The sequence below is a fragment of the Microvirga sesbaniae genome (assembly GCF_025460805.1).
GTDB classification, from domain to species: Bacteria; Pseudomonadota; Alphaproteobacteria; order Rhizobiales; family Beijerinckiaceae; genus Microvirga; species Microvirga sesbaniae.
The window spans coordinates 1-26947 of the sequence record NZ_JAMXFJ010000039.1 but is presented as its reverse complement, the minus strand read 5'-3'; the positions used below and the strand labels follow the sequence as shown (position 1 = coordinate 26947).

At 61.3% G+C, this 26947-nt stretch carries 24 protein-coding genes and 1 pseudogene; 17 read left to right on the top strand and 8 right to left on the bottom strand.

Annotated elements, in window-relative coordinates; translation table 11 throughout:
• Positions 1-46 precede the first annotated feature (46 nt).
• Together OCW50_RS27955 and OCW50_RS27950 are read left to right on the top strand one after the other, a co-directional pair.
• Entirely contained in the window at positions 47-739 is a 693-nt protein-coding gene (locus tag OCW50_RS27955) for an FMN-dependent NADH-azoreductase (protein WP_262299854.1), read from the top strand.
• A 124-nt stretch (positions 740-863) separates the two neighbouring features.
• Positions 864-1775: pseudogene (locus OCW50_RS27950) on the top strand (DMT family transporter).
• Between the two features lie 415 nt (positions 1776-2190).
• Here the strand turns inward: OCW50_RS27950 and OCW50_RS27945 are convergent.
• Positions 2191-3444: an MFS transporter gene (locus OCW50_RS27945; RefSeq protein WP_262299868.1), complete on the bottom strand. Its 1254-nt coding sequence runs from the start codon at positions 3442-3444 to the stop codon at positions 2191-2193.
• Between the two features lie 173 nt (positions 3445-3617).
• Between OCW50_RS27945 and OCW50_RS27940 the strand changes: the two genes are divergently transcribed.
• Positions 3618-4124: a winged helix-turn-helix transcriptional regulator gene (locus OCW50_RS27940; RefSeq protein ID WP_262299853.1), complete on the top strand. Its 507-nt coding sequence runs from the start codon at positions 3618-3620 to the stop codon at positions 4122-4124.
• Between the two features lie 67 nt (positions 4125-4191).
• Here the strand turns inward: OCW50_RS27940 and OCW50_RS27935 are convergent, their stop codons facing one another.
• The gene (locus OCW50_RS27935; protein ID WP_262299852.1) at positions 4192-5403 is read right to left on the bottom strand and encodes an SGNH/GDSL hydrolase family protein; all 1212 of its coding nucleotides are present in this window, start codon (positions 5401-5403) and stop codon (positions 4192-4194) included.
• 222 nt (positions 5404-5625) lie between these two features.
• On the opposite strand from OCW50_RS27935, the gene OCW50_RS27930 reads away from it, so the two are divergent.
• Positions 5626-6540, top strand: a complete 915-nt coding sequence (locus OCW50_RS27930) for a LysR family transcriptional regulator (RefSeq protein WP_262299851.1) — start codon at positions 5626-5628, stop codon at positions 6538-6540.
• A 107-nt stretch (positions 6541-6647) separates the two neighbouring features.
• Here OCW50_RS27930 and OCW50_RS27925 read toward each other — a convergent pair whose 3' ends face one another.
• Positions 6648-7637, bottom strand: a complete 990-nt coding sequence (locus OCW50_RS27925; protein ID WP_262299850.1) for a zinc-dependent alcohol dehydrogenase family protein — start codon at positions 7635-7637, stop codon at positions 6648-6650.
• 104 nt (positions 7638-7741) lie between these two features.
• Here OCW50_RS27925 and OCW50_RS27920 point away from each other — a divergent pair, with 104 nt between their 5' ends.
• Positions 7742-8641: a LysR family transcriptional regulator gene (locus tag OCW50_RS27920; RefSeq protein WP_262299849.1), complete on the top strand. Its 900-nt coding sequence runs from the start codon at positions 7742-7744 to the stop codon at positions 8639-8641.
• A 22-nt stretch (positions 8642-8663) separates the two neighbouring features.
• Here the strand turns inward: OCW50_RS27920 and OCW50_RS27915 are convergent, their stop codons facing one another.
• Positions 8664-8741, bottom strand: a complete 78-nt coding sequence (locus tag OCW50_RS27915; RefSeq protein WP_262299867.1) for a helix-turn-helix domain-containing protein — start codon at positions 8739-8741, stop codon at positions 8664-8666.
• Between the two features lie 520 nt (positions 8742-9261).
• On the opposite strand from OCW50_RS27915, the gene OCW50_RS27910 reads away from it, so the two are divergent.
• The 8 genes from OCW50_RS27910 (at position 9262) to OCW50_RS27875 (ending at position 18133) form a co-directional block, all read left to right on the top strand.
• Positions 9262-10983, top strand: a complete 1722-nt coding sequence (locus OCW50_RS27910; RefSeq protein ID WP_262299848.1) for a hypothetical protein — start codon at positions 9262-9264, stop codon at positions 10981-10983.
• A gap of 554 nt (positions 10984-11537) precedes the next feature.
• A complete protein-coding gene (locus OCW50_RS27905; protein ID WP_173947576.1) occupies positions 11538-13109 on the top strand; it encodes a winged helix-turn-helix domain-containing tetratricopeptide repeat protein in 1572 nt (523 codons plus the stop codon).
• A 375-nt stretch (positions 13110-13484) separates the two neighbouring features.
• On the top strand, positions 13485-14315 hold the full coding sequence (locus OCW50_RS27900; protein WP_210272112.1) for an alpha/beta fold hydrolase: 831 nt from the start codon (positions 13485-13487) through the stop codon (positions 14313-14315).
• 63 nt (positions 14316-14378) lie between these two features.
• Complete coding sequence (locus OCW50_RS27895; RefSeq protein WP_173947527.1) at positions 14379-14825, top strand: cupin domain-containing protein; 447 nt, start codon at positions 14379-14381, stop codon at positions 14823-14825.
• Between the two features lie 96 nt (positions 14826-14921).
• Positions 14922-15401, top strand: coding sequence for a carboxymuconolactone decarboxylase family protein (locus OCW50_RS27890; RefSeq protein ID WP_173947528.1), 480 nt, complete (start codon positions 14922-14924; stop codon positions 15399-15401).
• An 84-nt stretch (positions 15402-15485) separates the two neighbouring features.
• Positions 15486-16271 (top strand): sensor histidine kinase, encoded by a 786-nt coding sequence (locus tag OCW50_RS27885; protein ID WP_173947529.1) that lies wholly within the window; start codon positions 15486-15488, stop codon positions 16269-16271.
• 68 nt (positions 16272-16339) lie between these two features.
• Entirely contained in the window at positions 16340-17095 is a 756-nt protein-coding gene (locus OCW50_RS27880) for an SDR family oxidoreductase (protein ID WP_173947530.1), read from the top strand.
• Positions 17096-17122: 27 nt separating this feature from the next.
• Positions 17123-18133 carry an adenylate/guanylate cyclase domain-containing protein gene (locus OCW50_RS27875; RefSeq protein WP_262299847.1) on the top strand — a complete coding sequence of 337 codons (1011 nt, stop codon included), beginning with the start codon at positions 17123-17125 and terminating at the stop codon, positions 18131-18133.
• Between the two features lie 39 nt (positions 18134-18172).
• Here the strand turns inward: OCW50_RS27875 and OCW50_RS27870 are convergent, their stop codons facing one another.
• A complete protein-coding gene (locus OCW50_RS27870) occupies positions 18173-19708 on the bottom strand; it encodes an MFS transporter (RefSeq protein WP_262299846.1) in 1536 nt (511 codons plus the stop codon).
• 56 nt (positions 19709-19764) lie between these two features.
• Positions 19765-20793 (bottom strand): HlyD family secretion protein, encoded by a 1029-nt coding sequence (locus OCW50_RS27865; protein ID WP_173947533.1) that lies wholly within the window; start codon positions 20791-20793, stop codon positions 19765-19767.
• Between the two features lie 88 nt (positions 20794-20881).
• On the opposite strand from OCW50_RS27865, the gene OCW50_RS27860 reads away from it, so the two are divergent.
• Positions 20882-21520: a TetR/AcrR family transcriptional regulator gene (locus tag OCW50_RS27860; protein WP_173947534.1), complete on the top strand. Its 639-nt coding sequence runs from the start codon at positions 20882-20884 to the stop codon at positions 21518-21520.
• 85 nt (positions 21521-21605) lie between these two features.
• Positions 21606-22520, top strand: a complete 915-nt coding sequence (locus tag OCW50_RS27855) for an SDR family NAD(P)-dependent oxidoreductase (RefSeq protein WP_262299845.1) — start codon at positions 21606-21608, stop codon at positions 22518-22520.
• Positions 22521-22617: 97 nt separating this feature from the next.
• Here the strand turns inward: OCW50_RS27855 and OCW50_RS27850 are convergent, their stop codons facing one another.
• A complete protein-coding gene (locus OCW50_RS27850) occupies positions 22618-23601 on the bottom strand; it encodes an AraC family transcriptional regulator (protein ID WP_173947536.1) in 984 nt (327 codons plus the stop codon).
• Positions 23602-23648: 47 nt separating this feature from the next.
• On the opposite strand from OCW50_RS27850, the gene OCW50_RS27845 reads away from it, so the two are divergent.
• Entirely contained in the window at positions 23649-24635 is a 987-nt protein-coding gene (locus OCW50_RS27845; protein WP_173947537.1) for an oxidoreductase, read from the top strand.
• A gap of 211 nt (positions 24636-24846) precedes the next feature.
• On the opposite strand, the gene OCW50_RS27840 is transcribed toward OCW50_RS27845, so the two are convergent.
• Complete coding sequence (locus tag OCW50_RS27840) at positions 24847-25302, bottom strand: carboxymuconolactone decarboxylase family protein (protein ID WP_262299844.1); 456 nt, start codon at positions 25300-25302, stop codon at positions 24847-24849.
• A gap of 175 nt (positions 25303-25477) precedes the next feature.
• Between OCW50_RS27840 and sigJ the strand changes: the two genes are divergently transcribed.
• The gene (gene sigJ / locus OCW50_RS27835; RefSeq protein WP_262299843.1) at positions 25478-26410 is read left to right on the top strand and encodes an RNA polymerase sigma factor SigJ; all 933 of its coding nucleotides are present in this window, start codon (positions 25478-25480) and stop codon (positions 26408-26410) included.
• Positions 26411-26947: the final 537 nt, after the last annotated feature.

Below are 26947 nucleotides of genomic sequence, written 5' to 3'. Positions count from 1 at the left end.
TACCCAAGGCCGGAGTTAGAGCTCATACTCCCTTCGGAGAACCATAATGGCCACAATTCTTCATCTCGATGCCAGTGCCCGGCCAGGGCGATCCGACCAAAGCCGGTTCGGTTCCCATTCGCGGCGACTGACCGCCCGGTTCATCGAGCGCTGGCAGGCAGCCCGCCCGACGGATACGATCGTGTACCGTGATGTGGGGCAGAGCCCGCCGAATCCGGTGACGGGACGCTGGATCCATGCCGCTTTCACGAAGCCGGACCAACGAGAACCTTGGATGCATGAGGTGCTCGCCGAAAGTGATCGCCTCGTGGATGAGTTGATCGGTGCCGACCTGATCGTGGCCGGCGTACCCATGTACAACTTTGGCCCCCCGGCCCAGTTCAAAGCCTATATCGACAACATCGTGCGGGTCGGGCGCACGTTCGGTTTCGACCGCTCCCGTGCAGGCGAGCCGTACTGGCCCCTCCTTGCCGGACAGGGCAAGCGTCTCATCATCCTCAGCTCCCGGGGAGACTACGGTTATGGCAAAGGCGAGCGTATCCAGCACCTGAACCATGTCGAGGCAAGTATCCAGACTGCGTTCAAGTACATCGGCGTCACCGAGGTCGAGTCGGTTGCGGCCGAGTACGACGAGTTCGCGGATGAACGGCTTCAGGCATCCCTCGCCCAAGCGGACGCAAAAGTGGACGCTTTGGTCGATCGGTTGCTCCCGACCACGATGCAATCTGAGGCAGCATAAGAACAGCACCGAACCAGATGGGGTCCATACCGGTGGCGGGCCCGAGTCGCTCGTATCGATCCGCCGCCGGTCTAGCTCAGATGGTTTCCCTTTTGTACCGCAGCCCAATCCTTGAGGGTGATCTATGACTGCTTCAGCCACTACCACCTCCCCTCCTCTCCTGTTGCCGTCTCTTGCCGTTGCCGGAACGGTACTGTCCTGGGCCGCGTCGTTTCCGGCGATCGGCTATGCCCTGCGGGAGATCGAACCGCTTCCGCTCGCGGCAACCCGGTTCGCTCTTGCATCCCTCCTGCCCCTTGCTTGGCTTGCGTGGAACAGGCCACCCTCAATGTCTGCAAAAGACTATGGTATCGTGGCGATCTGCGGCGTGCTCGGCATCGCGACCTACAACGTTCTACTCAACTCAGGCCAAACCACCGTCTCGGCCGGCGCGGCAAGCTTCATCGTCAACACTCAGCCTCTGTTCATGGCAGGTCTTGCGGTTGTCTTCCTCAAGGAAGCATTCACCCGGTGGAGCTGGATCGGGACCATGCTGGCACTTGGCGGTGTGGCGATCATCGCGGCCGGCCAGCGGGGAGGCTTCAGCTTCGGCACCGGAGCAAGCCTCATCCTTGGCGCAGCCTTCTGCGCGGCCGTCTTCTCGGTCCTGCAGCGCCAGTTGTTCGCTCGCAGCAGCCCGTTGCATGTTACAGCCTGTGTGCTGATCGCCGGAGCGATCGCAATGCTGCCTTGGCTCGCGACAGGCGCTGCGCCGTTGGGGGCTGCATCGCCTGATACAATCGCCGCTGTTGTTTTCCTAGCCGTCGTCCCGGCCGCGATCGGCCAGATCTGCTAGACCTATGCGCTCAAAAGCTTTGGAGCCGCCCGGGCCGGGCAGTTCCTCTACCTTATCCCTCCCACCGCAGTAGCTCTGGCATGGGCCGGCCTTGGGGAAGCTCCGCACTGGACCACGCTGACGGGCGGAACGCTCGCCCTCGCCGGTGTCATTGTCGTGAATACGTGGGGCCGCAAGCCTGGACCAGTCGCTGCTAAATGATACGCGTTTCTGCCCCCACAAATTGTGCTTGCACCGCGTGCTCCGACGTCTGAAAGCACTGACACGTTCATAGCGGCGTTCTTCCCGATGATCACCGCCGATGCTGGTCTTCCAAACTTTCGCGCGGCGGGATGAGCATCAACCAAGCGGTCGAGATGGCCCTGCACTATCCCGAAATTCGAAACCGCGTCGGAGACACTCAACCCAACAGAGATGCTCTGACCCGTGCCATCGGACGCGGGCGGGCGCGGTGATCGTCACGCATCTACACCTCGACCATTGCCTCCCCCAACATGACCTGACCGAGACCTTGCACCAGGGGATTGATAAGCTACTGCATGATCATGGGCGTGGACAGGTGTTGCGTAACGGCCTCCTGAATGAAGGATGAATGAGGCCGCACGTGATCATCGCCTCAGGAACTGTGCGTCGCATGAGCAGCGGCTGTGGGTGTCATGTGCGAAGTGACGGCCCAGAATACCAGCGTTAGTCCACTTAGACCTGCACCGACCAAACATACGCCGGACCATCCAGCGTGAGCGTACACCATTGTGGATGTGGATGAGCCAAGAGCGCTTCCGAGCGAGTAGAACACCATATAGATTGCCGTCAAACGACTTTGGGCCTCAGGGCGCACGCGGTAGATCATGCCTTGATTGGTGACATGAACGGCCTGCAGTCCGAAGTCGATCAGGATCGTCCCGCCGATCAACCATAAAAGCGATTGCGGGAGCAGCGCGATCGGTATCCAAGCCAAAAGCATCAGCGTCAAGGCAAAGCCGGTCGTGCGCTGCCCATGCCCGCGATCAACCCATACCCCGGCCCTAGATGCACCAAGGGCCCCCGCGGCACCGGCGAGACCAAAGAGGCCGACTTCCGTATGGGACAGAGTGAATGGAGGTGCACTGAGCGGAAGCACCAAAGGTGTCAGGAGGATCGTCACGTCGGCGAAGATCAACATGGCAATGACGCCGCGAATACGGAGTACGGGTTCCTGCACGACCAAGCCGAAGAGCGAGATGATCAGTTGCGAGTATGTACTTCTTGGCTTGTTAATCCGCTGTACGGGCAAAAGCTTCCAAAGCAATACGGTCATGGCCACAGTTGCGATGGCGGAGGTCAGATAGACTGCCCGCCACCCCGCCAAATCCGCCAATGTTCCCGCAATCGTCCGTGCCAGCAGTATCCCCAGGACAATTCCGCTCGTCACCACACCAACAACCTGGCCTCGCTCAAACGGCGGAGCGAGACTTGCCGCATAGGCCACGAACGCCTGCGTTGCGACCGCAAGGAACCCCATGGCAGCCATTGATGCCAGCAGCATCCCGCCGCTCGAGGAGAAGCCGACCGAGACGAGTGCAAGGACCGAGAGGAGCGATTGCCCGACCACAAGTCGGCGCCGGTCGATGAGATCCCCAAGGGGCACCAGCAGAATGAGGCCCAATCCGTAGCCAACCTGGGTCACAGCAACGATCATTCCTGTGATCGCCCGGGACATCCCAAGATCATCGGCCATGATGTCGAGCAGAGGATGGGCGTAATAGACGTTGGCAACGGCGAGGCCGCTCGCGATTGCAAAGAGAAGCATTACTGAACGGGACAGTGCCGGCGCAGTTCCCGGCTGGCCACCGGTGTCCGCACTCTCATTTTCTCCTGATTGGGCTACCATGCGAGCGCGTGCGTCATCGTTCGCAGCGCCGGCGAGCGCCACGTTGTCATCCAAGGGCATGACGGGTTCCTCTACAGAATCGGTTGCATTATGAAACCGTTTGATTGATAGCAAGGATGGTTTTATGATGCAACCGGTTTGGCAAACGCTGCCCGGCGGCCCCGAGGAAGGCAATGGTTAAACGAACGAGCCTCAAAGGCGACTACTGTCCCAGTGCCCGATCCCTCGATGTGATTGGGGATTGGTGGTCGCTCTTGATCGTTCGCGATGCATTCGATGGGTTGACCCGCTTTGGCGAGTTCCAGAAGAGCCTTGGCATTGCCAAGAACATCCTGTCCGATCGGCTGCGCACACTCAGCGAACGCGGCATCCTCAAGGTCGTCCCATCGTCGGACGGGGGCGCACATCAAGAATATCATCTGACGCCCAAGGGACGCGATCTGTTTCCCGTGATGGTCGCCCTCCGGCAGTGGGGCGAGCGGTATCTCTTTGAACCAGGTGAGGAGCATTCGAGATTGGTCGAACGCGACACTGGTCAAGCAATACGGCTCGATATCCGCACAGTGGACGGACGGCCAGTCAGTCCGGATCAAGCCGTTATTCTGAAAGTGCCGCAGCAAGAGGCACTCCAGCCGCGCGCCGCAGAGAGACTGCAGAAATCCAGCAGAAAGCGTTCTTGAACCTCATCGTTGAGGCATACAGGGGAAGAATTTCATCCAGCGAAGCTCGGACATAAATTCGATCTGGTCATGGGGCCCCAAGAAGCGTTGGTAGGTCGATTGCCTCCGCCATTGCCCGGTATCCATCGTCGCCGGGATGCAAACGGTCTCCGGAGTCGTACTCGCTCAGAAGCTGGCCCGGCCGTCGGGGATCCTGCGTCACCCGGTCGAAATCAATGACTGCGTCGAATTCGCCGCTGGTTCGGATCCAGGCATTCACGTCCTGACGAATGCGATCCTTCTCGGAGGAGAAGTAGCCCTTGATCGGCGTTCCCTCCAGCGCGCCCTCGAATGGGGTCAAGGTCGCGCCGATGATCCGGACCCTATGGATCTTCGCCCATGCGATCAATTGCCGATAGGCTCCGATAAGATCTTCCGCCCGCGCCTTTGGCACATCCGGTGCAAAGACGGATCCGGGCCAGGAAATGTCGTTGATCCCCAGCAGGACAATCACCGTCTTCATGCCGGGCTGGCTCAGGACATCCCGCTCGAACCGGGCGAGTGCGTTGTCGCCCATCCTATTCTGGAGAAGGCGAGCGCCCGAGATGCCGGCATTCAAGACGGCGACATTCCGGCTTGCCAGCCGCTCGGCGAGAAAGTCGGGCCAGCGGCTGTTCGTGTTCGGCGTCGACCCATTACCGTCGGTGATCGAGTCCCCGACTGTGACGACGGTTCGTGCCTCGTCCGTCGCACTGACCAGGATCTCACTGAGGAAGACGCGAGCGTCGAATGTCGTCGCGTCCCGGATGGCATCCGCGCTGACCTGGTTGCCGGCTCCGATATAAGCTGTCTGACGCCCGTCCCAATGGAATGTCGACAAGGCGTTTGGCTCGGGCAGGTAGAGGCTGATGGCTACGTCGGTCAGCGATGCAATTTCAAGGTCGACAGGATCGCTGATGACCTTGGCACCCGGCGGGATCGAAGCCGTGGTCTTGCCGCCGAACGTGAGTTGGCGCTGCGAGCCGGAAACTGTAGCGCCACCGCCCCTGGCCAAAGCGATCTGAGCATCGCCGATCCTCAAAGGGCGTGTCCCATACTCATTGCACAGCGTCGCTCGCACCTGACGCCCTCCCAGGCTGACCCTTGCCACCATCCGGACGGTCTGGTCCCAGATGGTGAAAGGGACATTGGTCGGCAGCGGGAAATCCGCCTCCCAGAGCGGCTGGGGGCTTGCCATCCAGGTTCCGATCCAGGCCCGTTCGTCCCGGGCCTGCGCCTGCATGCCGATGAATGCAGTCAAGCCAACCACGATGAGTCCAGTAGCTGCACTCCGGAACAGGCACCTTGGCCTTCGCCAAAGGACTCTTAATTCCGTTGAATGCTCGGCACGTTCAGGTGTCATGGCCAGTCTCCCTTCGCTCTCAGGCAAGTGCCATGCAGGGAGTTATGCTTTACAAGCTGGACCTTGCGTAGTCCGCCCCTTCTACTATCATCCATAAGCAAAACTTAGAGATGGATGATAATGGACCGCTTCACGGCGATGGCCACCTTCGTGCGGGTGGCGGAATTGGGCAGCTTGTCGGCGGCCGCCCGTGAGCTCGGCCTGACCCAACCGGCCGTAAGCCAGCAGGTTGCCGCTCTCGAGGGGCATCTGCGAACCCGGCTGCTGAACCGCAGCACGCGCAAGCTGACCTTGACGGCGAGCGGCGAGACGTATCTTGCCCGGGCGCGGCAGATCCTGGACGAGGTCGCCGAGGTCGAGGACGATCTCCTCAGTCTCTCGAGCGAACTCAAGGGCAGCCTGCGCGTGCAGGCGCCGAGCGGGATTGGCCAGAGGTACCTTGCCGCGCTCATCGTCGAGTTCCAATGTCAGCATCCGGGTCTGACGATCGAATTGATCCTCGACGATCATGTCGCCGATCTCGTCGAGGAGGACGTGGACGTGGCATTCCGCTTGGGAGCCCTGACCTCCGCAGGCTTGGTTGCACGGAAGCTCGGATCGGTGGCACGCATCCTCGTGGCATCACCCGGGTATGTCGCCACTCATGGGAATCCGGCAACGCCCAACGAACTCGCCCGGCACGGGCATGTCCGCTTCAGTTGGACGCCTGCGGGCGAGCACCTGACCCTGATCGGTCCCTTGGGGCCGGTCACCGTCGATGTGAGATCGAGCTTTCGCGCCAACAACTCGTTTGTTCTGGTTGAAGCCCTGCGATCAGGGCTCGGTATCGGCGGCGTGCAACTGCCGCTGGCTCAGGACCTGATCGAACGCGGCGAGTTGGTGAGGGTCATGGAAGACTATGCCTATCCCCCGATGGAGTTGCATGCGGTCTATTCGTCGAGGCGGTTCGTCCCGCTCAAGGTCCGCGCCCTTGTGGACCATCTCATCACGGAACTGGCGCAGGTTCCCGGACTGGAGATGCGATCGTCAAAGTAATCCGAGGGTGGCCGGATCGGGGCACATGTGAGGCCACTCGCAACAGGCCAAGGCCAGCTCGTGCTGCGGTGAGGATGAGCTGGCCAGCTTTATCATTTCATGATCCGTCAAACGGTCACGACAATCTTGCCGAACTGCTCGTTCGTCTCGAGAAAGCGATGCGCCTCCACAATCTGCTCGAACGGAAAGGTCCTGGCGATGATCGGCTTCAGGGCACCCGACGCCAGCCCATCGAGGATGAATGCTTTGGCGGCCTCCAACCGTGCCGGATCGCCGACGATCTCGTGAACGAGGTAGCCGCGCAGGGTCAGGCTCTTGCTCAGTACGCTGAACAACGGAAAGGGAGTCGGCTCGGGGCTCAAGCCGCCATATTCAATGAGAATACCACCCCGCGCCATCGCGGCCGCCAGAGGTTCGAATATCGGACCACCGATCGGGTCGAATACGACGCGTACGCCTTCCGGTGCGGTAATATCTGTCAGCCGGACTTCCAGATCTTCCTCTGTTGAAGCGATGACGTGCGCCGCGCCGGCCTCAAGCAAGGCTGGCTTCTTGCCAGACGTTCGCGTGACCGCGATCGGGACCGCGCCAACCCTGTTGGCAATCTGGATCGCCGCCAGTCCGACGCTGCTCGATGCCGCCGTGAGCACAACAAAGTCCCCCCTGCCCAATCTGGCGATGTCGATCAGTGCGCCGTAAGCAGTAAGATACTGCATCCAAACGGCGGCCGCCGCTTCCCAGCCGAGCGATGGCGGGTGCTTCACGACGAGCTCCGCCGGATATGTTGCACGCTCTCCATAGGCAGGCCAGCGGACCATCGAGACCGGCGGAACGATGCTGACGGCGTCGCCCGGCACGAAACCGTCCACGCCCTCACCGACGGCTTCGACGGTGCCTGCTGCCTCAAGGCCAAGGCCGGAAGGGAATACCGGCGTCTCGATGTATGAGCCCGAGCGGAGCAACACCTCAGCCCGATTCAAGCCCAGTGCCCTGACCCGGATTTGAACTTCTCCTGGGCCTGGGGCTGGAACCTCGATGTTCTCAATGCGCAGAACCTCGGGACCACCATGCTGATGGAAGCGAACCACCCGTGCCATCGGCCTCAACTCCAAAATATTTGAACCGAATAAGCTATTCTGGAGGAAGATGCGGCGATAAAGAGCGCCCGATGCAGAACAGTCGAAACCGGGAGTTTTGAAAAATGGATCGCCTGACGAGCATGGCCGTGTTTGTCAAAGCCGTCGATTTGGGTTCGTTCGCGGCCGCCGCGGACGTGCTCGATCTCTCCGGTCCGATGGTCGGCAAGCATGTCCGGTTTCTCGAAGAGCGATTGGGCGTGCGCCTCATCAACCGGACCACACGTCGCCAGAGCCTGACAGACTTCGGTCGTGCTTACTATGAGCGCTGCCGGGTGGTCCTTGCTGAGGTTGAGGCTGCCGATGCCCTCGCAGCCGATCAACTGTCCGAACCACGCGGCAAGCTGCGCGTCAGTATGCCGGTGCATTTCGGCCGGCGCTGCGTCACCCCTATCCTACTGGAGCTCGCACAGCGATACCCCACCCTGGAACTCGATCTGTCATTTAGCGATCGCATCATCGATCTTGCAGAAGATGGCTGTGATCTCGCCGTCCGAACCGGCCATTTGGAAAGTAAGGCCGGGGTGATCGCCCGCCGCGTCGCCAGCCAACCCATGGTAGTCTGTGCCGCTCCATCTTATCTTGAGAGGCACGGCAGGCCTGAGCGGCTCGAAGATCTGGCCAATCATCAGACCGTCATTTACCATCGGACAGGCCCTGTTCCGCCGTGGCTGTTTCCGCGCGATGGCCAGCCTCCGGTGGAGATCACGCCAAAGAGCCGGCTGCGGCTCGATGATCTTGATGCGATTGCCGATGCCGTGACGAGCGGGATGGGGCTGGCCTGGCTTCCTTCATGGCTGGTGCGTGAGCGCATTCGGGCAGGTGCGCTTGTCCCGCTGTTGCCGGATCAGCCGGGATTTCTATACGACTGCCATGCACTTTGGTTGCAGACGCCTCAACTGCCACGGAAAGTCCGTCTTGCGGTTGATGCGTTGGCGGCTGCTCTGCCCAGATTCATGAGATAGACTGCCGGTAGCCTCACATTCCTTAGACGATGCCCCACGCCCGATAACGCCGCCGGCCAGTTAGCTCCCGCGGCAAGGCACCTCCTAGCTGCAAGAGCACAGGTCCACGGCCTTGGGCATGACTTTAGCACATATCATGCGCCTAGGAGGACTGCGCCGCCGTGGACTTCGCCGGAGCCTGTCCCAAGCTGGAGAACGCTGGGATGCAGGTCCATGTGATTCCGTTCGCATCCGTGACTTCTCGGGGCATAGGCTAATCCTCGTTATGGGTGATCAGATCCGGACAACGAGCCAGCCAGAACCGGCGTTCCGGCTGATCATCCGCTTTCCCTCTCCGGCCTAAGCGGTTGTCGCGGATGACTGTGGCATGAAGCTGACTTGCAAGCCGCAGGGATTTGACCCAGGCTTATTGGCGCTATGACTTGCCCGTCGCCTGACTTGTGCCCCCGATGATGCCGGCGCCCCTTTCAGGCTTCGCGTGCGGAGACGGCAAGAGAAGTCTCGTCTTTGGGGAGCAACCCGACGGATCGATCGCACACATCTCGGAGGTTCCCCGCGGGACTCAGTGCAATTGCAAATGCCCGGAATGCGGGGCGCCTCTCGTCGCACGGAAAGGCGATGTGAAGGATCACCATTTCGGGCACCACAGCTCAGGCAACGAGCGGCCCTGCAGGACCGGCCCCGAAACAGCCCTCCACAAATTTGCGAAGGAGGTTCTCGCCCTGCGGCTCCACCTATTCCTGCCCACCCTCGACCTCACAGAGGGTGAGGACCGATGGGTCGGCTTTGAGGGCAGGAAATACAATTTCGACTCCGCGGTCCTCGAGAACAGGCTGGGGAGCATCGTCCCAGACGTTATCGTCCGTAAAGGGGACCGGGATCTTCTCGTAGAATTTGCCGTGACCCATGAATGCGGCCCGGAAAAGATCGCTCAGATCGAGGAAATGAACCAGAGCGCCATTGAGATTGATCTCTCCGGGATCTCCCACGAGATCGATAGTCGTGAAGGGCTCGAACGGGCCATTCTGGACAAGGCGCCCCGCAAATGGCTCCACAATCCAAAGCTCCGGGATGGCCAAGCCGCCCTTGATGCCCTCCGTCAGCAACGAGCCGAACAATTCGGCCGTCGAATTGCCGCGCTACGCGCCACGTACATAGAAGCGCGCACTCAGATCAACATAACTGTGTTCGCCTATCCGGCTGTCGCTCGGATTGCTGAAGACAACCTCACGCGGGCAATCGGTATTGCAGTTCCAGGCTATGGATGTTTCACTGTTCCGGCCCAAGATTGGCAGGCCACCATCTTAGCCGACATTGTCGATATTGCCGCCAGCGGCAAACGCGCCTTCATTAGCGTTCAGGGGGTATTTCGGAAGGTCAGGGATCGCGGCTGGATTGATCGCCGCTTCAGTCGGCTCACAGAAGCAGAGGCAGAAGCGATCTGCCAGGATGGGACCGACTTTGCTCTGCCTCAAGATGCCATTCATTCGTGGATCGTCTCTCTGGCCAAAGCCGGGATTCTCGTTCCCGCTTCCGACGGTAAGCAATGGATCCTCAATCGTCTTGTTGGCGCCGAGGTCCAGAATGCTCGTTACCGTCGCGCCCTCCCTGATATCCGGATGCGCCAGATCCGATCGGAAGTTGGGGAAATCCTTGCGGCGCTACCGGAGGAGGAGACAAAAGCTTTCTCCTTCGAACACTGGGCCGGCCAAACCCTTCCTGGGAGAGTATACTCGATCCGTCAGATTGTGCGGTTCGACGACAAGCAGTTCTCTCAGTTCGAGACGGAGTTCTATAAGTTCAAATCGCGCTTGAGATCCAATGCCCTATTGGGCGCGGATGTCTTCGGGCTCCCCCTCGCGGGCCATATCGCAAGGCAAAAGGAAAGAGAGCGACAGCAAAAGGTGGCCGATGAACAGGCCCGTCAGGCACTGCTTCGGGAACAAGCCAACCGACGGGTCCAGAACCTTCAGCGGCGTGTGCAGGATGTCCTGGGCCCTGGATGGTCCGACTGGCCCTTCCTCCCGAACGCAGATCTGAATGGTAGGAAGCCTGTGGATGCTGCTCAAGAAAGCGAAGAGGGATTCTGGAAAGCGGCGCGCTTGGCTTCCGACCTGAGCTACCGTCTTGAGGAAGAACACCGTGCTGGCCAGATCGCCGAGAAAGCACGGCAGGCTTTACGAAAGGAGGCGTCGAAAGTTCACGCGGGCCCCCTCCTCGATCTTTACATGAACACCGCCCAACCGGTGCTCGGACGAAAATCTCCGTTTGAATATTGTGTCGACGAAGCTTCAATGAACAGGTGCATCGAACTCACTCTCCCGACTAAGAGGCGACGCTGAACTTCCGCTGTCCATAAAGTCAGCGGGACGGCAGGTGGATCACTTCCTGCATATTTCTATTTCTATCTCGGGAAGGATGGGCTGGGATGATCCGATCCAAGAGATAGCCGTCTACTCCAGCTAGACGATCCCCAGGCCCAATAGCGCCGCCGGCCAGTTAATTCCCACGGCAGGGCTCCTCCCAGCTGCAGCAGCATAGAATCGGCCCCTAGATCCACCGGAGGCAACTGATGCCGTCAGGCATTTGCTCTAATCCCACGATGGTCTGAGGTAGATCAGGCCTAGCCCGCGAGTGTTGGTTTGTGAAGGTCCGCTTACCCTGCAACTGCGGGCCCTCGGCCTACTTCGGCTCCGTGCCAGAACCTGACCTTCCAATCTGAGGGCAACATTTTCGCGCAAGTGCACCGAACATCGGATCACAAAACTAACAATATAACAATCGTATTATGTTATGCACTAAAGCTTGTACGGAAGTCTATGGCCAATAGACCTTATGCAGTTTTGACTGGGCGACAAGCTTACCGGAAGGTAGGCGAACTCATCAGGTGACGGCCATGCGGTTTCTCTTTGAGGACTATACGCTCGACTTGGAGCGACGGGAGTTGAAGCGAGGTCAGCAGGCGATACCAATGACGCCTCAAGCCTTCGATCTGCTCGTCGTTCTGATACAAAACCGCAATCTGGTCATCAGCAGGGACCGCCTGCTGGAAAGCGTCTGGGGCGGCCGCATCGTATCGGAATCGACGATCAACAGCCACATCAATGCCGTGCGCCACGCCTTGGGCGATAACGGTCAGGAACAGCGTCTCATAAGGACTGTATCGCGCAAGGGCGTCCATTTCGTCGGTCTGGTCTCGGAACTGGATGCACGTCCGATGCCCACCATCTTCAATGGGTCGGGGAACCCGCTGGCGGGCATCCCCCCGGTTCCCGCAAGGCCATCGATCGCTGTTCTCCCGTTTACCAACCTAAGCGAGAATCCCCTTCAAGGATATTTTGCGGACGGTATCACGGAAGACATCATCGAGGCGTTGACGCGGGTTCGCAGGCTGTTCGTGGCGGCGCGCAGTTCGAGCTTCAGCTATCGGGGCCGAGCGATCAACGTGCAGCAGATCGGGCGCGAACTCGGCGTCCGCTATGTGCTCGATGGAAGCCTGCGTCGCGCAGCGGATCGATTGAGGGTCAGCGTGCACCTGATCGACGCAGTGACCGGAAGGAACATCTGGGCTGACCGCTTCGACAGTGTCGTGGACGACATCATCGACGTCCAGAACTACATCGCCACCAGCGTCGTTGGGGCGATGATGCCCAAGTTGGAGCAGGCCGAAATCAACAGAGCCATGCATGCGCCGACGGAAAGCATGGATGCCTACGAACACTATCTCCGGGGCATGGCCTGTTTCAACCGGGGCGGTCGCAGGGGCTTGCGCCAGGCGCTGACCTTTTTCTACATGGCGATAGAGCTCGATCCCGAGTTCGGGATGGCCTATTGCACCGCAGCCTGGTGTTACGTCCTGCTCAAGCAATCCTTCTGGATGGATGACATTGCACTTGAGAGCGCGGAGGGAGCCCGTCTGGCGCGCCTTGCCGTCGAGGTCGAAAACGAGGATGGACGGGCCCTGACGTGGGGCACCTATGCCCTGGGGCATTTCGGCGAGGATCTCGACGTCTGCTCGACTCATATGAACAGGGCGCTGAACATCAGTCCGCACCTCTCCAAACCCTGGTACTTGAGCGGGGGACAGAAACTGTCGGCCGGTCGGCACGAGGAGGCGTTGGAGCGCATCTCGCAGGCACAACTCATTGATCCAGGCAAGACGGAAGTGCGCGAAATTGCGATCCTGTCCTCCCTGGCCCACATGCTCCAGGGCCGTGTCGAGGAGGCCGGATCATGGGCACAAAAGGCCTTCGCGGTTGCGCCTGACCTGCCACGGGCGATCGGCCTGCTGGCGGCGAGCCATGCGCTTTGCGGGAGAGGCCAGGAGGCTGCTCGGGCGATGGCACTCCTGAGGCAGCATGGCCCTGAGCTGCGCCTTTCCGGTGTCAGGAACTGGGTCCATCTCCGTCGCCAGGAAGACCTCGATGTCTTCGAGGACGGCCTCCGTCGAGCGGGCTTGCCCGAATAGCGAACACACCTCTTCCGATCCATCAATGGGATGGGACGACCTGAATGGCAGCTCCTTGAACGGAATTCCAAGGGGCTGACAAGGAAAATCCACGATCCCTGCAAGGATTTCAGCCAGGGCCCATGCCAGGGTTGCTGCATCCACCGCGTTGCGTCTGCGCACACCCGTCGGAGCGGTCAGGTGGGGCCGCACTGGCCAGAAGGCATCGAGGAGATCCCAATGCCACACCAATCCCATCAAGACATTTCCGCCATCGGCCGGCGTGACCTTCTGGCCGCCGGCATGGGAGCTGCCGCCATCGCGGGCTTTCCCCTGGCGGCCACGGCCCAACAGGCCATGACGAGCCATCCCGCCACCCCATCGAGGGCCGATTCCATGAGCTATGTGACCACGAAGGATGGTGTCCAGATCTTCTACAAGGACTGGGGACCGCGTAACGGACAGCCCATCGTTTTCCACCATGGCTGGCCCCTGAGTTCTGACGATTGGGATGCACAGTTGCTCTTCTTCGTGTCCCACGGCTACCGCGTGGTGGCCCATGATCGAAGGGGGCACGGACGGTCGAGCCAGGTCAGCGACGGTCACGACATGGATCATTATGCGGCCGATGCGGCCGCCGTCTTTGAGCACCTCGACCTGCGCAATGCAGTCCATGTCGGCCATTCCACGGGCGGCGGCGAGGCGACACGTTATGTGGCGGCCCACGGCAAGGGGCGCGTTGCCAAGCTCGTGCTGATCGGCGCCGTTCCACCGCTCATGGTGAAGACCGACAGGAATCCGGGAGGGCTGCCGATTTCCGTCTTCGACGACTTCCGGAAGAACCTCGCGGCCGATCGAGCGCAGTACTACCTCGAGATTCCGTCCGGACCCTTCTACGGCTTCAATCGCGAGGGCGCGACGACCATCCCTGGTGTTGTCCAGAACTGGTGGCGCCAGGGCATGATGGGAGGCGCCAAGGCGCAGTACGACAGCATCAAGGCGTTCTCCGAGACGGACTTCACCGAGGATCTGAAGGTCATCGAGGTCCCGACCCTGGTCATGCACGGCGAGGACGATCAGATCGTTCCAGTCGACGACAGTGCGAGACTGTCGATCAAGCTCCTCAAGAAGGGTACCTTGAAGACTTACCCGAACTTCCCCCATGGCATGGCGACGACGCACGCCGACGTGGTGAACCGGGACCTCCTCTCGTTCATCAAAGGCTGAAGCCAACTATAGCGCTGCGGCGAGACCAAAGCCGCAGCGACCACACCATCACGAGGAAAACCCATGAAGATGCTCACAGGCGCAGTCGCGCTCTGCATGCTGTCGGCTGCCTCCGCCGCCATTGCCCAAACCAGGAAGCCTGGTGAGGCTAGCCGGATTGCAGGGTCCGTGAATGCCAAGGTCACTCTGGTTTACGAACACGCCCTGCCGGGGCTTCCCGGCAAGAGCCTGAAGGGCGTGCTGGTCGAGTACGGTCCGGGCGGTCAATCGCCGGCCCATACCCATGCGAAATCGGCCCTCATCTATGCAACGGTCATAGAGGGTGCGGTGAGCAGCAAGATCAACGGCGGGCCGGTCAGGATCTACCGCGTCGGGGAGAATTGGACTGAACTGCCCGGCGACCACCATGGCGTGAGTGCGAACGCGAGCAGGACTGAGCCGGCGAAGATCCTCGCCGTCTTCGTCGTCGACGACGGCGACACCGAGCTCACAATACCAGACAGGAATTGAAGGGCCTTCGATCCGACTGACGGTTACTCCCACTGGAAACGAACACTCAGTCTGTCGTGGACGATGTCCACTTTCTGAGTTCGAGGAGCAACGGATATGACGCAGCGTCTGAATTATGCCCACCAATCGCCCGAGCTCTTCAAGAAGCTGGCGGAATTCTCCGGTGCCGTGAAGTCCGGCGCGATCGACAAGCGGATCCTTTCCCTCGTCGAGATCCGAACCTCGCAGATCAACGGCTGCGCCTTCTGCCTCGACATGCACATCAAGGAAGCGCGAATCCATGGCGAGCGGGAACTGCGCATTCACCATCTGTCCATCTGGCACGAGTCGTCGCTCTTCGACGCGCGGGAGCGAGCAGCGCTTGCCTGGGCGGAGGCGGTCACCCGCCTGCCCGCGCAGGGTGTGCCGGACGACCTTTACACAGAGGTCCGTGGTCAGTTCTCCGAGAAGGAGATCTCGGATCTGACGTTCGCCGTCATGGCGATCAACGCCTGGAATCGGGCCAGCATCGCCTTCCGTGCCGAGCCGGGCTCGGCCGACAAGCTGTACGGCCTAGACAAGGCCGATCTGCACTAGGAAACCGTGAGCAAGAGAAGCACGAAACACAGCCAGAAGTGAGTCAAGAGGACTAGCAATCACTGACGTCGACAGGAGGGAACCATGTCGCCAACGACACTTGAAGTGCGTGATGCGTACCGGGCAGGGTCTTCCGAGGTCCACCGAAGTCAGGATTCGAGCCTCACACCGATCCCGCCCGGCGTGGTGCATGACCTCGGCAACCTGATCCAGATCGCAACGTCGGCGGTGAGTGTCGTAGCAAGCCGGCTGGGCGATGCTTCCGATCCATCGACCGTACGGGCGGTTGCCGGTGCGACGACATCCCTCGAGCAGGCTGGTGCCCTCATCCGGCAGACCATGAGCATGGCCCGCGCTGCGGGCAAGGCATTGGATCTCGTCGATGTGGCCCTGTTCCTGAATGAGTTCGAGGTTCTGATCCAGCCATCCTGGAGACCTAACATTAGGCTCGATCTCCTGATCGGCTCCGATCTTCCGGCGGTTTTGTGTGATCGGATTGGCCTGCAAAATGCCGTCTTGAACCTAATCTTCAACGCTCGCGATGCCATGCCCGACGGCGGGACAATCTCGATCTCGGCGGTCGCGGAGGATTACGCCTTGGGGGCTGCCGTCATCATCCGTGTCACGGACACGGGCCTAGGGATGAGCGAGCAGACAATGGCGCGAGCATTCGACCCTTGCTTCTCCACGAAGGATGGCGGGCTTGGCGGCTTCGGCCTCTCGATGGTCAGGAGTTTCGCCCTCGAGGTCGACGGGAGCGTCGACATCCAGAGCAGCCTCAGCACAGGCACGACCGTGACCCTGCGACTGCCATGCAACGGACGGCAGGAATCCCCTGCGGCCGGACCTATCCTGGCGGCGACCGATTGAAACGCCTGAGCGACACCCCGCGGCCCGCCGAGGGAAAGATGCCCACCGAACGCCTTGGGGAGGAGACAATGAAAATCGCCGTGATCGGAGGAACGGGACTGATCGGTTCGAAGGTCGTTGGCCAACTGCAACGCCTTGGACATCAGGTGAGCGCGCTGTCCAGGGGGCACGGGGTCAACGTATTGACAGGCGTTGGCCTCTCATCGGCCCTGACAGGCGCCGAGATCGTGATCAACACCATAGACGCTCGATTCCCCAATCCATCCGAGATGTCCGCGTTCTTCGTAACAGCCGAAATAAACATCTCGCGGGTCAACCGAGCTGTTGGGGTGACGCACTACATTGCCTTGTCCGTGCTCGGGGCGGATCGTCTGGCGCTGAACGCCTATTATCTGGCAAAGCTGATGCAGGAGGACGCTATCAGGACCTCGGGTGAGAACTATACGATCCTACGTTCGGCTCCGTTCTTCGAATCTCTTTACGCCATCATCGGAGATGGGGCTCGAAGCGATCGCTTACGTCTCCCTCCCGTCCACATGCAGGCGATTGCCGCGGATGATGTGGCCGATGCTCTTGTCTGTGCGGCGCTTGGCCCGCCATTCGGCGAGATCATCGAAGTCGTGGGGCCGGAGAGTTTGCGGCTCACGGACTTGGCTGCGCAGATCATGGCGGCGGATGAAGATCCCAGAGGCATCGTCCCGGACGGAGCTGCGGAATACCTAGGCACGCGGCTCGGAAACGAGGAGCTTGTCTCAAGCAAGCCCTGGCGGATCGGTGGAACGCGATTTGAGGACTGGCTGCGCAGCTCCGTTGCCGCCGCCTGACTCAGGCACAGGCATGAGTGACCCATCATGGCAATGCCGATCACAGCCCGGAACAAGTTGGTCTCCATCCTCACGGCCACAGTAGTCTTCACGACGCTGGCGACCCTCGCCGTCGTGGCGGTCGGAGAGCATTTTCATGGCGGGATGACCAATGGCTTGATCGTGGGAGCCGGGGTGGGATGCCTGGAGGAATTCTACGTCCAAGGCAAACGGGGACGCTGGATGCGATCGATCCACCCTCTGAAGTATCTGGCGATCTATGCGCTGATGGTGTGGGCGATCTATCTCGTCGGCGTCCACTTGACCATGCTGATCTACGGTAGCGGGGACGAACTCCAGGCCTTCTACGGGCGCCTGCCCATCGCCCTCCCGGTCTTCCTTGGCTTTGCGGTCGCCAGCATCCTGATCATCCGCGTGATCCATTTCATCGGCATGGTTGACCTGCTCCACCTCATGCTCGGCACGTATCATCGACCTGTCCTGACCCGAAAGGTCATCCTGTTCCTCGACATCAACGGATCGACCGCCATCGCCGAGCATCTCGGGGCGCTTAAGGCACGCGACCTCATCGCGAAGTTCTTCTTCGACATCTCCAAGCCGCTGACCGACCATGGAGGAGACGTCTATCTCTACAAGGGAGATGGGTTGATAGCGACCTGGGACTGGGACAAGGCGGTCAGGCGCGAGGCCGTGCTCAGGGCCGTCGACGCCATGGATGTGGCGATCCGAAGCCAGCATGATGCATTTCAGGCCCGCTTCGGACTGATGCCGTCATACCGTATCGGGATCCATGGCGGAGAAGTGGTCATCAGCGAGCAGGGCGATACCAAGAGGTCCATCGGCATCTACGGGGATCCGATCAATATCGCGGCCCGTCTCGAGGAGGTAGCCAGGATCCATGGAGTCGCCTGCGTTGCGTCCGGAGATCTGGCGGATGCCTTGGAGTGCGGTACCACAACCCGCATGGCCTATCTCGGGACCGAATCCGTCAGGGGCATCTCCCATCCCATTCGGATTTTCACCTACCGCCCGGCATGACCTGCGCTGTCGAGCGGTTGTTTGCGCATCCGCATCCCATCAAACCGCAACTGGCTGACGGGCGCGCCGGGCGATGATCGACAGTCCGATCTTCACACACACGAGGATCGGCACTGCGGCAATGAACATCAGCGCCAGCGTCGCAAAGGCGGTGTCGAAGGCAATGATGGACGCCTGCTGTCCTAGTGCCCGATTGAGGAGTGCACGCGCGGCATTGGCGGCCGGGGCCGCATCAAGCCCGCGGGCCATGAGGGCGGCACTTGTCGCGGCCAAACGTTCGCTGACCCCGGTCACACCCGAGGTCACGTATGTGCCGAGAACGCTGGAACTCAGTGCCACCCGGTGGTCAATCAGCGTCTGGAGACCGGCGACGCCCATCAGGCCTCCTAGCTGGCGTCCGATGTTGAAGAATGCAATCCCCGATGCGACCTCGGCTCCCCGCAACTGACCGAATGCCATCAGGGTCAGCGCCAGGAACATCAGCCCAAGCCCGAATCCCCGGATCTGCAACGGCAGGGTCATGTCCCCGCTGCCGCTCTGGAGATTTGATTGCGCGAGCAGCCACATCGCCGACATGACCATCAGGATCCCGATCGGGACCAGGACCAGTCCCGGCAGCTTCGCCTTTTGGACCAGGATCGCCGCAACGATGAGGGCGGCAAGGAATGGAAGAGACCCCGGCAGGAGCAAGGACCCTGCCGACAGGGGAGTGTATCCCAGAACGCCCGTCAGGAAGGCGGGGAGCACGAATGCGCTGCCGAACAGGGCGGCACCGGCAACGAAGCTGATCACAAAGGCAAAAGCGAAGGTTTCCGTCGCAAATGCAGAGGTTTGGAGCAGGGCTTGGGAGCCGCTCCGTTGCTGTCGGACCAGGAACGCTGCGCATGCAAGCACGGCGGCTGTCAGGCCAAGGACGATGCGCTCCGAGGCCAGCCAATCCCAGCGGCTCCCTTGGCTGAGCACGAACGTCAACGGGAGAACGGCCATGCTGAGCAGCGCGAACCCAATCAGATCGAACGGGCGCGTTGGACGCACACGCTGGACGGCGACGCCGGAGAGGATGATCAATCCTGCGGCCAGGGCACCGATCGCAACGACAGTTATAAACACCCATTCCCATGACCATACATCGATGATCCAGCCCTGGAACGCCGGAGCGATGGTGCCCGGAGCGACCACGGCGCCCGCAGCAAAAACGGCTTGGAGAAGCGGTTGATGCGCACGCGGGAACACCCAGAACACGATGCTCTGGCCCGCTACCAGCAGTGCGCCGCCGGCAAGACCCTGGACCGATCTGAGGATGGCCTGGGTTTCCAGATTGATGATCAGCCCAGCAAGGCCGCTGGCCGTGGCGAGGATCAGGCTCGCGGCCACGACAACGTCGGTCGGTCGCACGCGGGAGACGAGCCAGGGCGCTGCGGCGAATCCCATGATCCTGGCCGTGGTATGGACGATGTCGAGCCAGGCGAACTCATCGGGCGTTGTCGCCAGGTCGCCGGACATGTCGGCACGTCCAAGCGCCGGAAGTGTTCCCGAGACTGCATCGGCGAACGCGGTAAGGATGATGCCGGTCATCAGGAGCACCCCAGCCATGGCGCGCGGGGCGCACGCCGGTTCATCGCGCGAACTGCTCATTGGCTTGAACCCTGATCGATGGTCACGCGTGCGGAGAGGCCCGGCAGGACCCGATCCAGCATCGGATGGGACTCGAACCGGATCCTGACCGGCACACGCTGGACCACGCGGACGAAGTTACCGGTCGCATTGTCGGGCGGGAGGAGCGAGAAGGTCGCGCCGCTGCCCGGAGCAATGCTCTCGACCCTTCCGTTCAAGGGAACATCCGGCAGGCCATCGACCTTGATCCGAGCGGCCATGCCCGGCGCGACATGGGGCAACTGGGTCTCCTTGAAGTTTGCGACCACCCAGACATCCTGGGTCGGCACGATATCGAGGAGGCTCACTCCCGGTGCGACGAGACGGCCTTGGCGTATCTGGCGATTGCCGATGCGGCCGGCGACGGGAGCGCGCACGATCGTGTTGTCGAGATCGATCCGGGCAAGGTCACGAGAAGCCTCGGCCTGCCTCAACGCGGCCTGCGCTCCCTGGAGTTGAGCCTCAAGCAACGCCAATCTGCGACGCTGCGCCTCCGTGGCGGCCTCCGCACCGGCCAATCCGGCCTTCGCCCGTGAAAGAGCGCTTTCGCTCTCATCGACCTGCGCCGTGCTGACGGCGTTGGTGCGAACGAGACTGAGCCGCCTGGCGCTGATTTTCTCGGCCAGCTCCAGTTCGGCCGTTGCCGTCAGGTATTGCGCCTCGGCCTGAAGGATCATGCTTTGCTGGAGGTCGATCTCGGCCTGCGCGCCTGTCAGGCGCGCCCTGGCAGCAGCCACGTTTGCTTCAGCCTGAGCCACCTTGGCACGGTAATCCTCGTCGTCGATTCGGAACAGGATGTCGCCGGCCGCCACGCTCTGGTTGTCCGAGACAGCGACTTCCCTGACGTAGCCGCCGACCCTCGGCGCGATTGAGGTGATGTCGGTCCGGACATAGGCATTGTCGGTGCTGACCGCGCCGCCTCCGATCAGGAAGATGGCCCCTCCGGCGACGATGCCACCCAGGCATAGAGCGACACCGACAAGCTTCTTCTTTGGCGACAGGGTCATGACCCGCTCCGGTAATGATTAGTACCGGATTGACATATGTGGTAACGATCATTACCAGTCAAGAGGTAACCGGAGGATGTGAGATCGGATGAGCGATCTGAACCAACCTGAGGTGTCTCGGGCGCCGCGACAGGATGAGATCCTCGCGGCCGCGGCTGCGTTGTTCTTCGAGCGCGGCTATGCCGCCACGAGCATCGACGCGATCATCAAGCGGGCCGGAGGGTCGAAGCGGAACATCTACAGCGCCTTCGGGAACAAGGAGGGACTGTTCATCGCCCTGATGCTCGAAACCGCGAAGGACGTGCTGTCGAGCCTTGAGGTGGATCGCGCGCAGCCACGGGACCTGCGCGAGGCCTTGCTGGCCTATGGATTGCATGTGCTGGACATCTACACAGGTCCGGCCCTGGTCGGCATCTATCGGACCGTCATTGCCGAGAGCGGCCGCTTCCCGGATCTTGCCCGCCGTTTCTTCGAGGAGGGTCCGGCCCGGGCAACCGCCGGCTTGGCTCAAGTTTTGGATGCCGCCAGGGACAGCGGGGAACTCCCTGAAAACATCGTGCATACCAAGATCCTAGCCGAACAATTCGTCGCGATGATGCGCAACAACGTGCATCTTGAGGTCGTGCTCGGTCTTCGCCCACCGCCATCGGCTGCGGAGATCCGGCACTATGTCGAGGCGTGCGTGGATACGTTCCTCATAGGCATCGGTGCGAACAGGCGCCTTTGATTGGTTCGGTCGCTACGATCGCCGGATCCGGCCCATCACTGCGACCTTCAGCCTAGTGAATGTCTATCTTCCAAGGGAATGAATGATGAGCCCCGTCAAGACACCGTTTGGATTTCACTCGACTGCCGACCAGATCCTTGCTGGCGTCGATCTAACCGGGAAACGTGCCATCGTGACCGGAGCGTCCTCCGGCATTGGAATCGAAACCGCACGGACTCTCGCCCATGCCGGAGCCGAAGTAACGCTGGCCGTACGCAACCTGGAAGCCGGAGAGGCAACGGCCACCGCGATCCGTTCCTCGACGGGCAATTCCGGCGTTCGTGTCCGGTCCCTTGACCTGTCCGATCAAGGCAGCGTTCGCACTTTCACAGCCGACTGGGACGGCCCCTTGCATATTCTGGTCAACAATGCAGGCATCATGGCCCTTCCCACACTCGAGCGCACCCACGAGGGCTGGGAGATGCAGTTCGCCACCAATTACCTTGGGCATTTTGCGCTGACCGTGGGTCTCCATCGGGCGCTTGCGGACGCGAGTGGAGCCCGTATCGTCTCGGTCAGCTCAAGCGGGAACCTGATCGCTCCGGTGATCTTTGACGATCCCCACTTCAACTTCCTGCCCTACGATCCGCTGGTGGCTTATGGGCAGTCCAAGACCGCCTGCGCCCTCCTGGCTGTGGAGGTGACGCGGCGTTGGGCGGATGACGGCATCGTCGCCAATGCCCTGAACCCTGGCGCGATCGCCACCAATCTCCAGAGGCACACAGGTGGCCTGAAGACGCCGCCCGAGCGCCGGAAGACACCGCGGCAGGGCGCTGCCACGTCCGTCCTGCTGGCCGCCTCGCCTTTACTGGAGGGAATCGGTGGACGATATTTCGAGGACTGCAACGAGGCTCCAAGCGTGATGAAGCGCCCGGACGATTGGAAGGGCGTCGCGCATTATGCGCTCGATACCGGAAATGCTGAGCGTCTTTGGGAAGCATTCCGTCCTTTGATCGCCTGATCCAAACTACGGTTCGACTTCCATGATGCTCATTGAGCCTCATGACATGGCGTAGCGGTTGTCCTGACGGCCGCTGTCCGATCTTGCGACTACCGTTTCAAGCCGGAGCATCTTCGTCCGTTTGTCCCATGCGCAACCTGGAGCGATAGCTTCTGGGGGACATCCCTGAGCTGCGCTTGAAGGCATTGCTGAAAGCGCTCTCTGATGTGTAACCAACCGACAGTGCAACCGAGGCGATCGGCGCGTCGCCATGACGAAGTGCACGTTCAGCCAGTCGCATGCGCCAAGCCAGCAGGTAGGCGACCGGAGACACGCCAGACACCTCCTTGAAGCGGGCAGCAAAGGTCGTTCGGGACATTGCACTCGCGCGGGATAGTTCCTCCAGCGACCAGGAGCGACTGGGGTTGGCGTGGATCAGACGCAGGGCTGGGGCGATCTGATCATCAGCCAGGGCCCGAAGCCAACTGGCGTCCGATGAATGGGCGCTGGTGGCGAGATAAGCCCGCAGAACCTGCACGAACATCAGTTGAGCGAGGTGAGAGGACGCGAGCGCTCCTCCGGGGCGATGAGCGCCCAGTTCCCCTACCAACTGCTCCAACAGCCAGCGTAGGACTCCCGCCTCAGACCTCGCGGATCTGACATGGATCAGGGGTGGCAGCACATTCATCAGCAGGTCTGCACGCACGGCATCGAGCGCAATGTGCCCGCCGAACAAGGACACCTCGTCCCCGACGCCAATCCTTGCCACGTTATCCGGAGCGTCCCGAAACAACTCTCTCGCATCGACGGGGTCGACATCCACATCGCTGGTCAGTGTGAAGGATCGTTGACCATTGACGACAATCACATCTCCAGCCTCCAGACGGATGGGATCGGCCGCCCCTTCCATCATGAGCCAACACTCGCCCCACAGGAGAGCGCTGAATTTGATCTTCTCGGGAGGCGGAAAGAGCACGCCCCAGGTGCCACCGGCAACGAGACGGCCGGACAAGAGGCTTCGCGCCTCGACCATAGCCAGCATATCGGACAAGGGATCATTCATTTCCGGACGATCGCGCAGAACTGGCGCACGATCAAGCATTCAAAATCCGTCCATGGTGGAGCATGCTCTTGGCGAAGGAGAAGCCCATGACTTTCCAGACTCCCTTGAACTCCGGGTTCGGCCCGTCGACGACCGCGATTGAGGTCGTCGCAGGTCGTGACCTTTCCGGCAAGGTCGCTATCGTGACTGGCGGTTATGCTGGGATCGGCCTGGAGACCGTACGCGCCCTCGTCTCGGCTGGGGCAAGTGTCATCGTGCCAGCACGCGATCCGGACCGGGCCCGTCAAGCACTGACAGACATGCCTGGCACATCGTTGGAGGTGCTTGACCTGATGGAACCGGGGTCCATCGATGCCTTTGCCGACCGTTTCCTGGCGTCAGGCAAGGCGCTTCATATCCTCGTCAACAATGCCGGCATCATGGCCAATCCTCTCGCCCGCGATGGCCGAGGGTACGAGTCCCAACTCTCCACCAATCATCTTGGACATTTCCAACTGACTGTGCGCTTAGCACCTGCCCTGCGGCGAGCCGAGGGAGCACGCGTCGTCGCCGTCTCTTCCCGAGGGCATTGGATCTCTGGGATCGATCTGGACGATCCGAACTTCGATCGGCGCGCCTACGATCCCTGGATTGCCTACGGACAGTCGAAAACCGCCAATATCCTCTTCGCATTGATGCTGGATCGGCTCGGCGAGTCCGACGGCATTCGGGCCTTCTCCCTCCATCCCGGGGCGATCCTCACAAATCTGTCGAGGCATATGACACGCGAGCAGATTCAAGCCCAAGGTGCCCTCGACGAGGATGGCAGCCCTATCATCGATCCTGCCCGCGGTATTAAGAACGCGCAACAAGGCGCGGCAACCAGCGTGTGGTGCGCCACGAGTTCGCAGCTTCAGGGACTGGGCGGGGTCTACTGCGAGGACTGTGACGTCGCGATTGTAGCCTCGGACAATCTTGAGGAACCCCGGGGAGTGCGGCCGTGGGCGATCGATCCTGACATGGCTAGCCAATTGTGGGCATTGAGCGAGCACCTGACCGGGCATGTCTGGAGAAGCAATTCTGTTCGCGTCTAATGGTCGGCTACGAGTAGAATGTGGACTGTCGGCTTTCGGGTCCAGCGGCCACGCAGCAGACACTGGTCCCGTCTGTGTAGCCGGTGTGCGGTGTGGGACTGAAGGGTTAGGCCAGTGTCTCGCAGCCCGACGCTCACAGCCATGGGTTGGATCGTGAATGGCGGAAGCGGAACGGCGCCGGGGCCGTTCCGTGACGATGCAAAGAAGCGGATCAGGCCTTGGCCTTGACCGGGAGCCGAAAGGGCGCGCCCAGCCGGTTGAACGCGTTCATGGCCGCAATCGTGATCGTGAGGTCCACGAGATCCTTGGGCGCGAAAGCCGCGCTTGCGGCCGCATAGGCCTCGTCGGAGGCGTGCGTCTCGCTGACGAGCGTGACTTCCTCCGCCCACGCGAGCGCGGCGCGGTACTTGTCGGGAAACAGGTGGGGCACCTCGGCCCAGACCGGAACGAGGACGACCTTCTCGATCGGCATCGTTTCCAGGAGGTCCCGGGTGTGCAGGTCGATGCAGTGCGCGCAGCCGTTGATCTGCGAAACACGCAGGAAGACGAGGTGGATCAGTTCGTGGGGCAGGTCGGTGCCCGTGGTGATGTAGTGGTGGACGCCGAAAAGGGCCTTCGCACCCTGCGGCGCCACCTCGTTCCAGACCAGCCGTTTGTTCTCGCTCATGACACATCCCTATGTTCGGAACGCCGGAGATCGACGTTCGAAGCTATGACTGGCCAAGCGGTCAGGGTGTGACATGCCACTCCGCATTTCCGCTCGAAGCGGCCGATGTCACATCCGGGCACGTCCGATCGTCTTATCCTCGGGTTCGGGATGCGCGGGCGACGGGAAAGCGGATATGGTCGGCGAGGAAACGGGGCGGATGGTGGCGATGGACGATCGGCGGACCACCGAATTCGAGGCGGAGCGCAGGCGCCTGACACGCCTGGCCTACCGGATGACGGGCTCGCTCACCGAGGCGGAGGACGTCGTGCAGGACGCATGGCTGCGGTGGGTTGGGGTGGAGGGTGGCATCGATTCGCCTCCCGCCTACCTAACCCGCATCGTCACACGCCTGTGCCTCGACCGACGCCGCTCCGCGCGGGCGCGGCGGGAAACCTATGTCGGACCCTGGCTGCCCGATCCTCTCGTGGGTTCCGTGGAGCCGGACGAGACGGTCGCCGACGACGTCACGGTCACGTTGATGCTGGCCCTCGAACGTCTGTCGCCTCTGGAGCGGGCCGCTTTCCTTCTCCATGACGTCTTCGACGTGCCGCTGACCGAAGTGGCCATCACCCTCGGCCGCGAGCCGGCCGCGGTTCGTCAGCTCGCGGCGCGCGCCCGCAAGCACGTGCAGGTCGCACGTCCCCGTTTCAACGTCGAACCCGCGGATGCGGACCGGATCACCCGTGCCTTCTTCGCCGCGGCGCGGGACGGGGACGTGGCGGCGCTATCAGTGCTGCTGGCCAGGAATGTCGAGATCCACACCGATGGCGGCGGCAAGGTCCTTGCCTTCCGCAATGTCATCCGGGGCGTCGAGCGGGCCCTGCGCCTTTTTGCCGGGCAGCGGCGCAAGGATGCCGTGCCGCCGACGCTGCTTCGTGTCGTCACCATCGACGGCCTACCAGGCTACGTCAGCCTCGATGGAGGCGGCCTGCTTCAGACAACCGCACTCGACATCCGCGAGGACGGGATCGCCGCGATCTACATCGTCAAGAACCCGGACAAGTTGTCTCGCTTGGCGGCAGAAGTGGACTTTCCAAAACGCATCTCGCCGATACCACTAGCCTGATGAGCCGTCTGAGTGACTGCGGTAACGCGGATAACCGTTCGATAGGCGGCACACGTTGCTCGTTCACGGTCGAACGTCCGCTTCGGGTCAGGCAGTGATGTTCGCTCAGCGACAGGAATGTCTGTTGTCCCCTTCGACAGCAGACATTCGGTCTACTTCGCGAATGTGCCATTTGCGGCCGTTCCCGAGGATCTCATGTAGGCCAGCCTTGACATATGACGCTGCGACAGAAACTAGGGAGAGAAAAGCATAGCGGCGCACCTTGATCCCCACTGATCCGGAGCCCCGGACTTTTAATCCAGCCCCCGCGGGCACGGGCGGCTGCGCTATTGCCACAAGTGCATCTGCTTTCAACATACCAGCTCCGAAGGAGCTCGATGGGCCGCGCGCTGCGTCCGCGATCAAAAAAACTAGGACGGCAAAGCCGGCTGTCTGGTAGAGTGTAGTGGTGGGGGTCTTCTGTACCTGATGGGAGGTGCGGGATGACCAGACTCTCAGGGCGCCAGCCGCCGGAGCGCGAGCGGGTGCTGCGGCCCG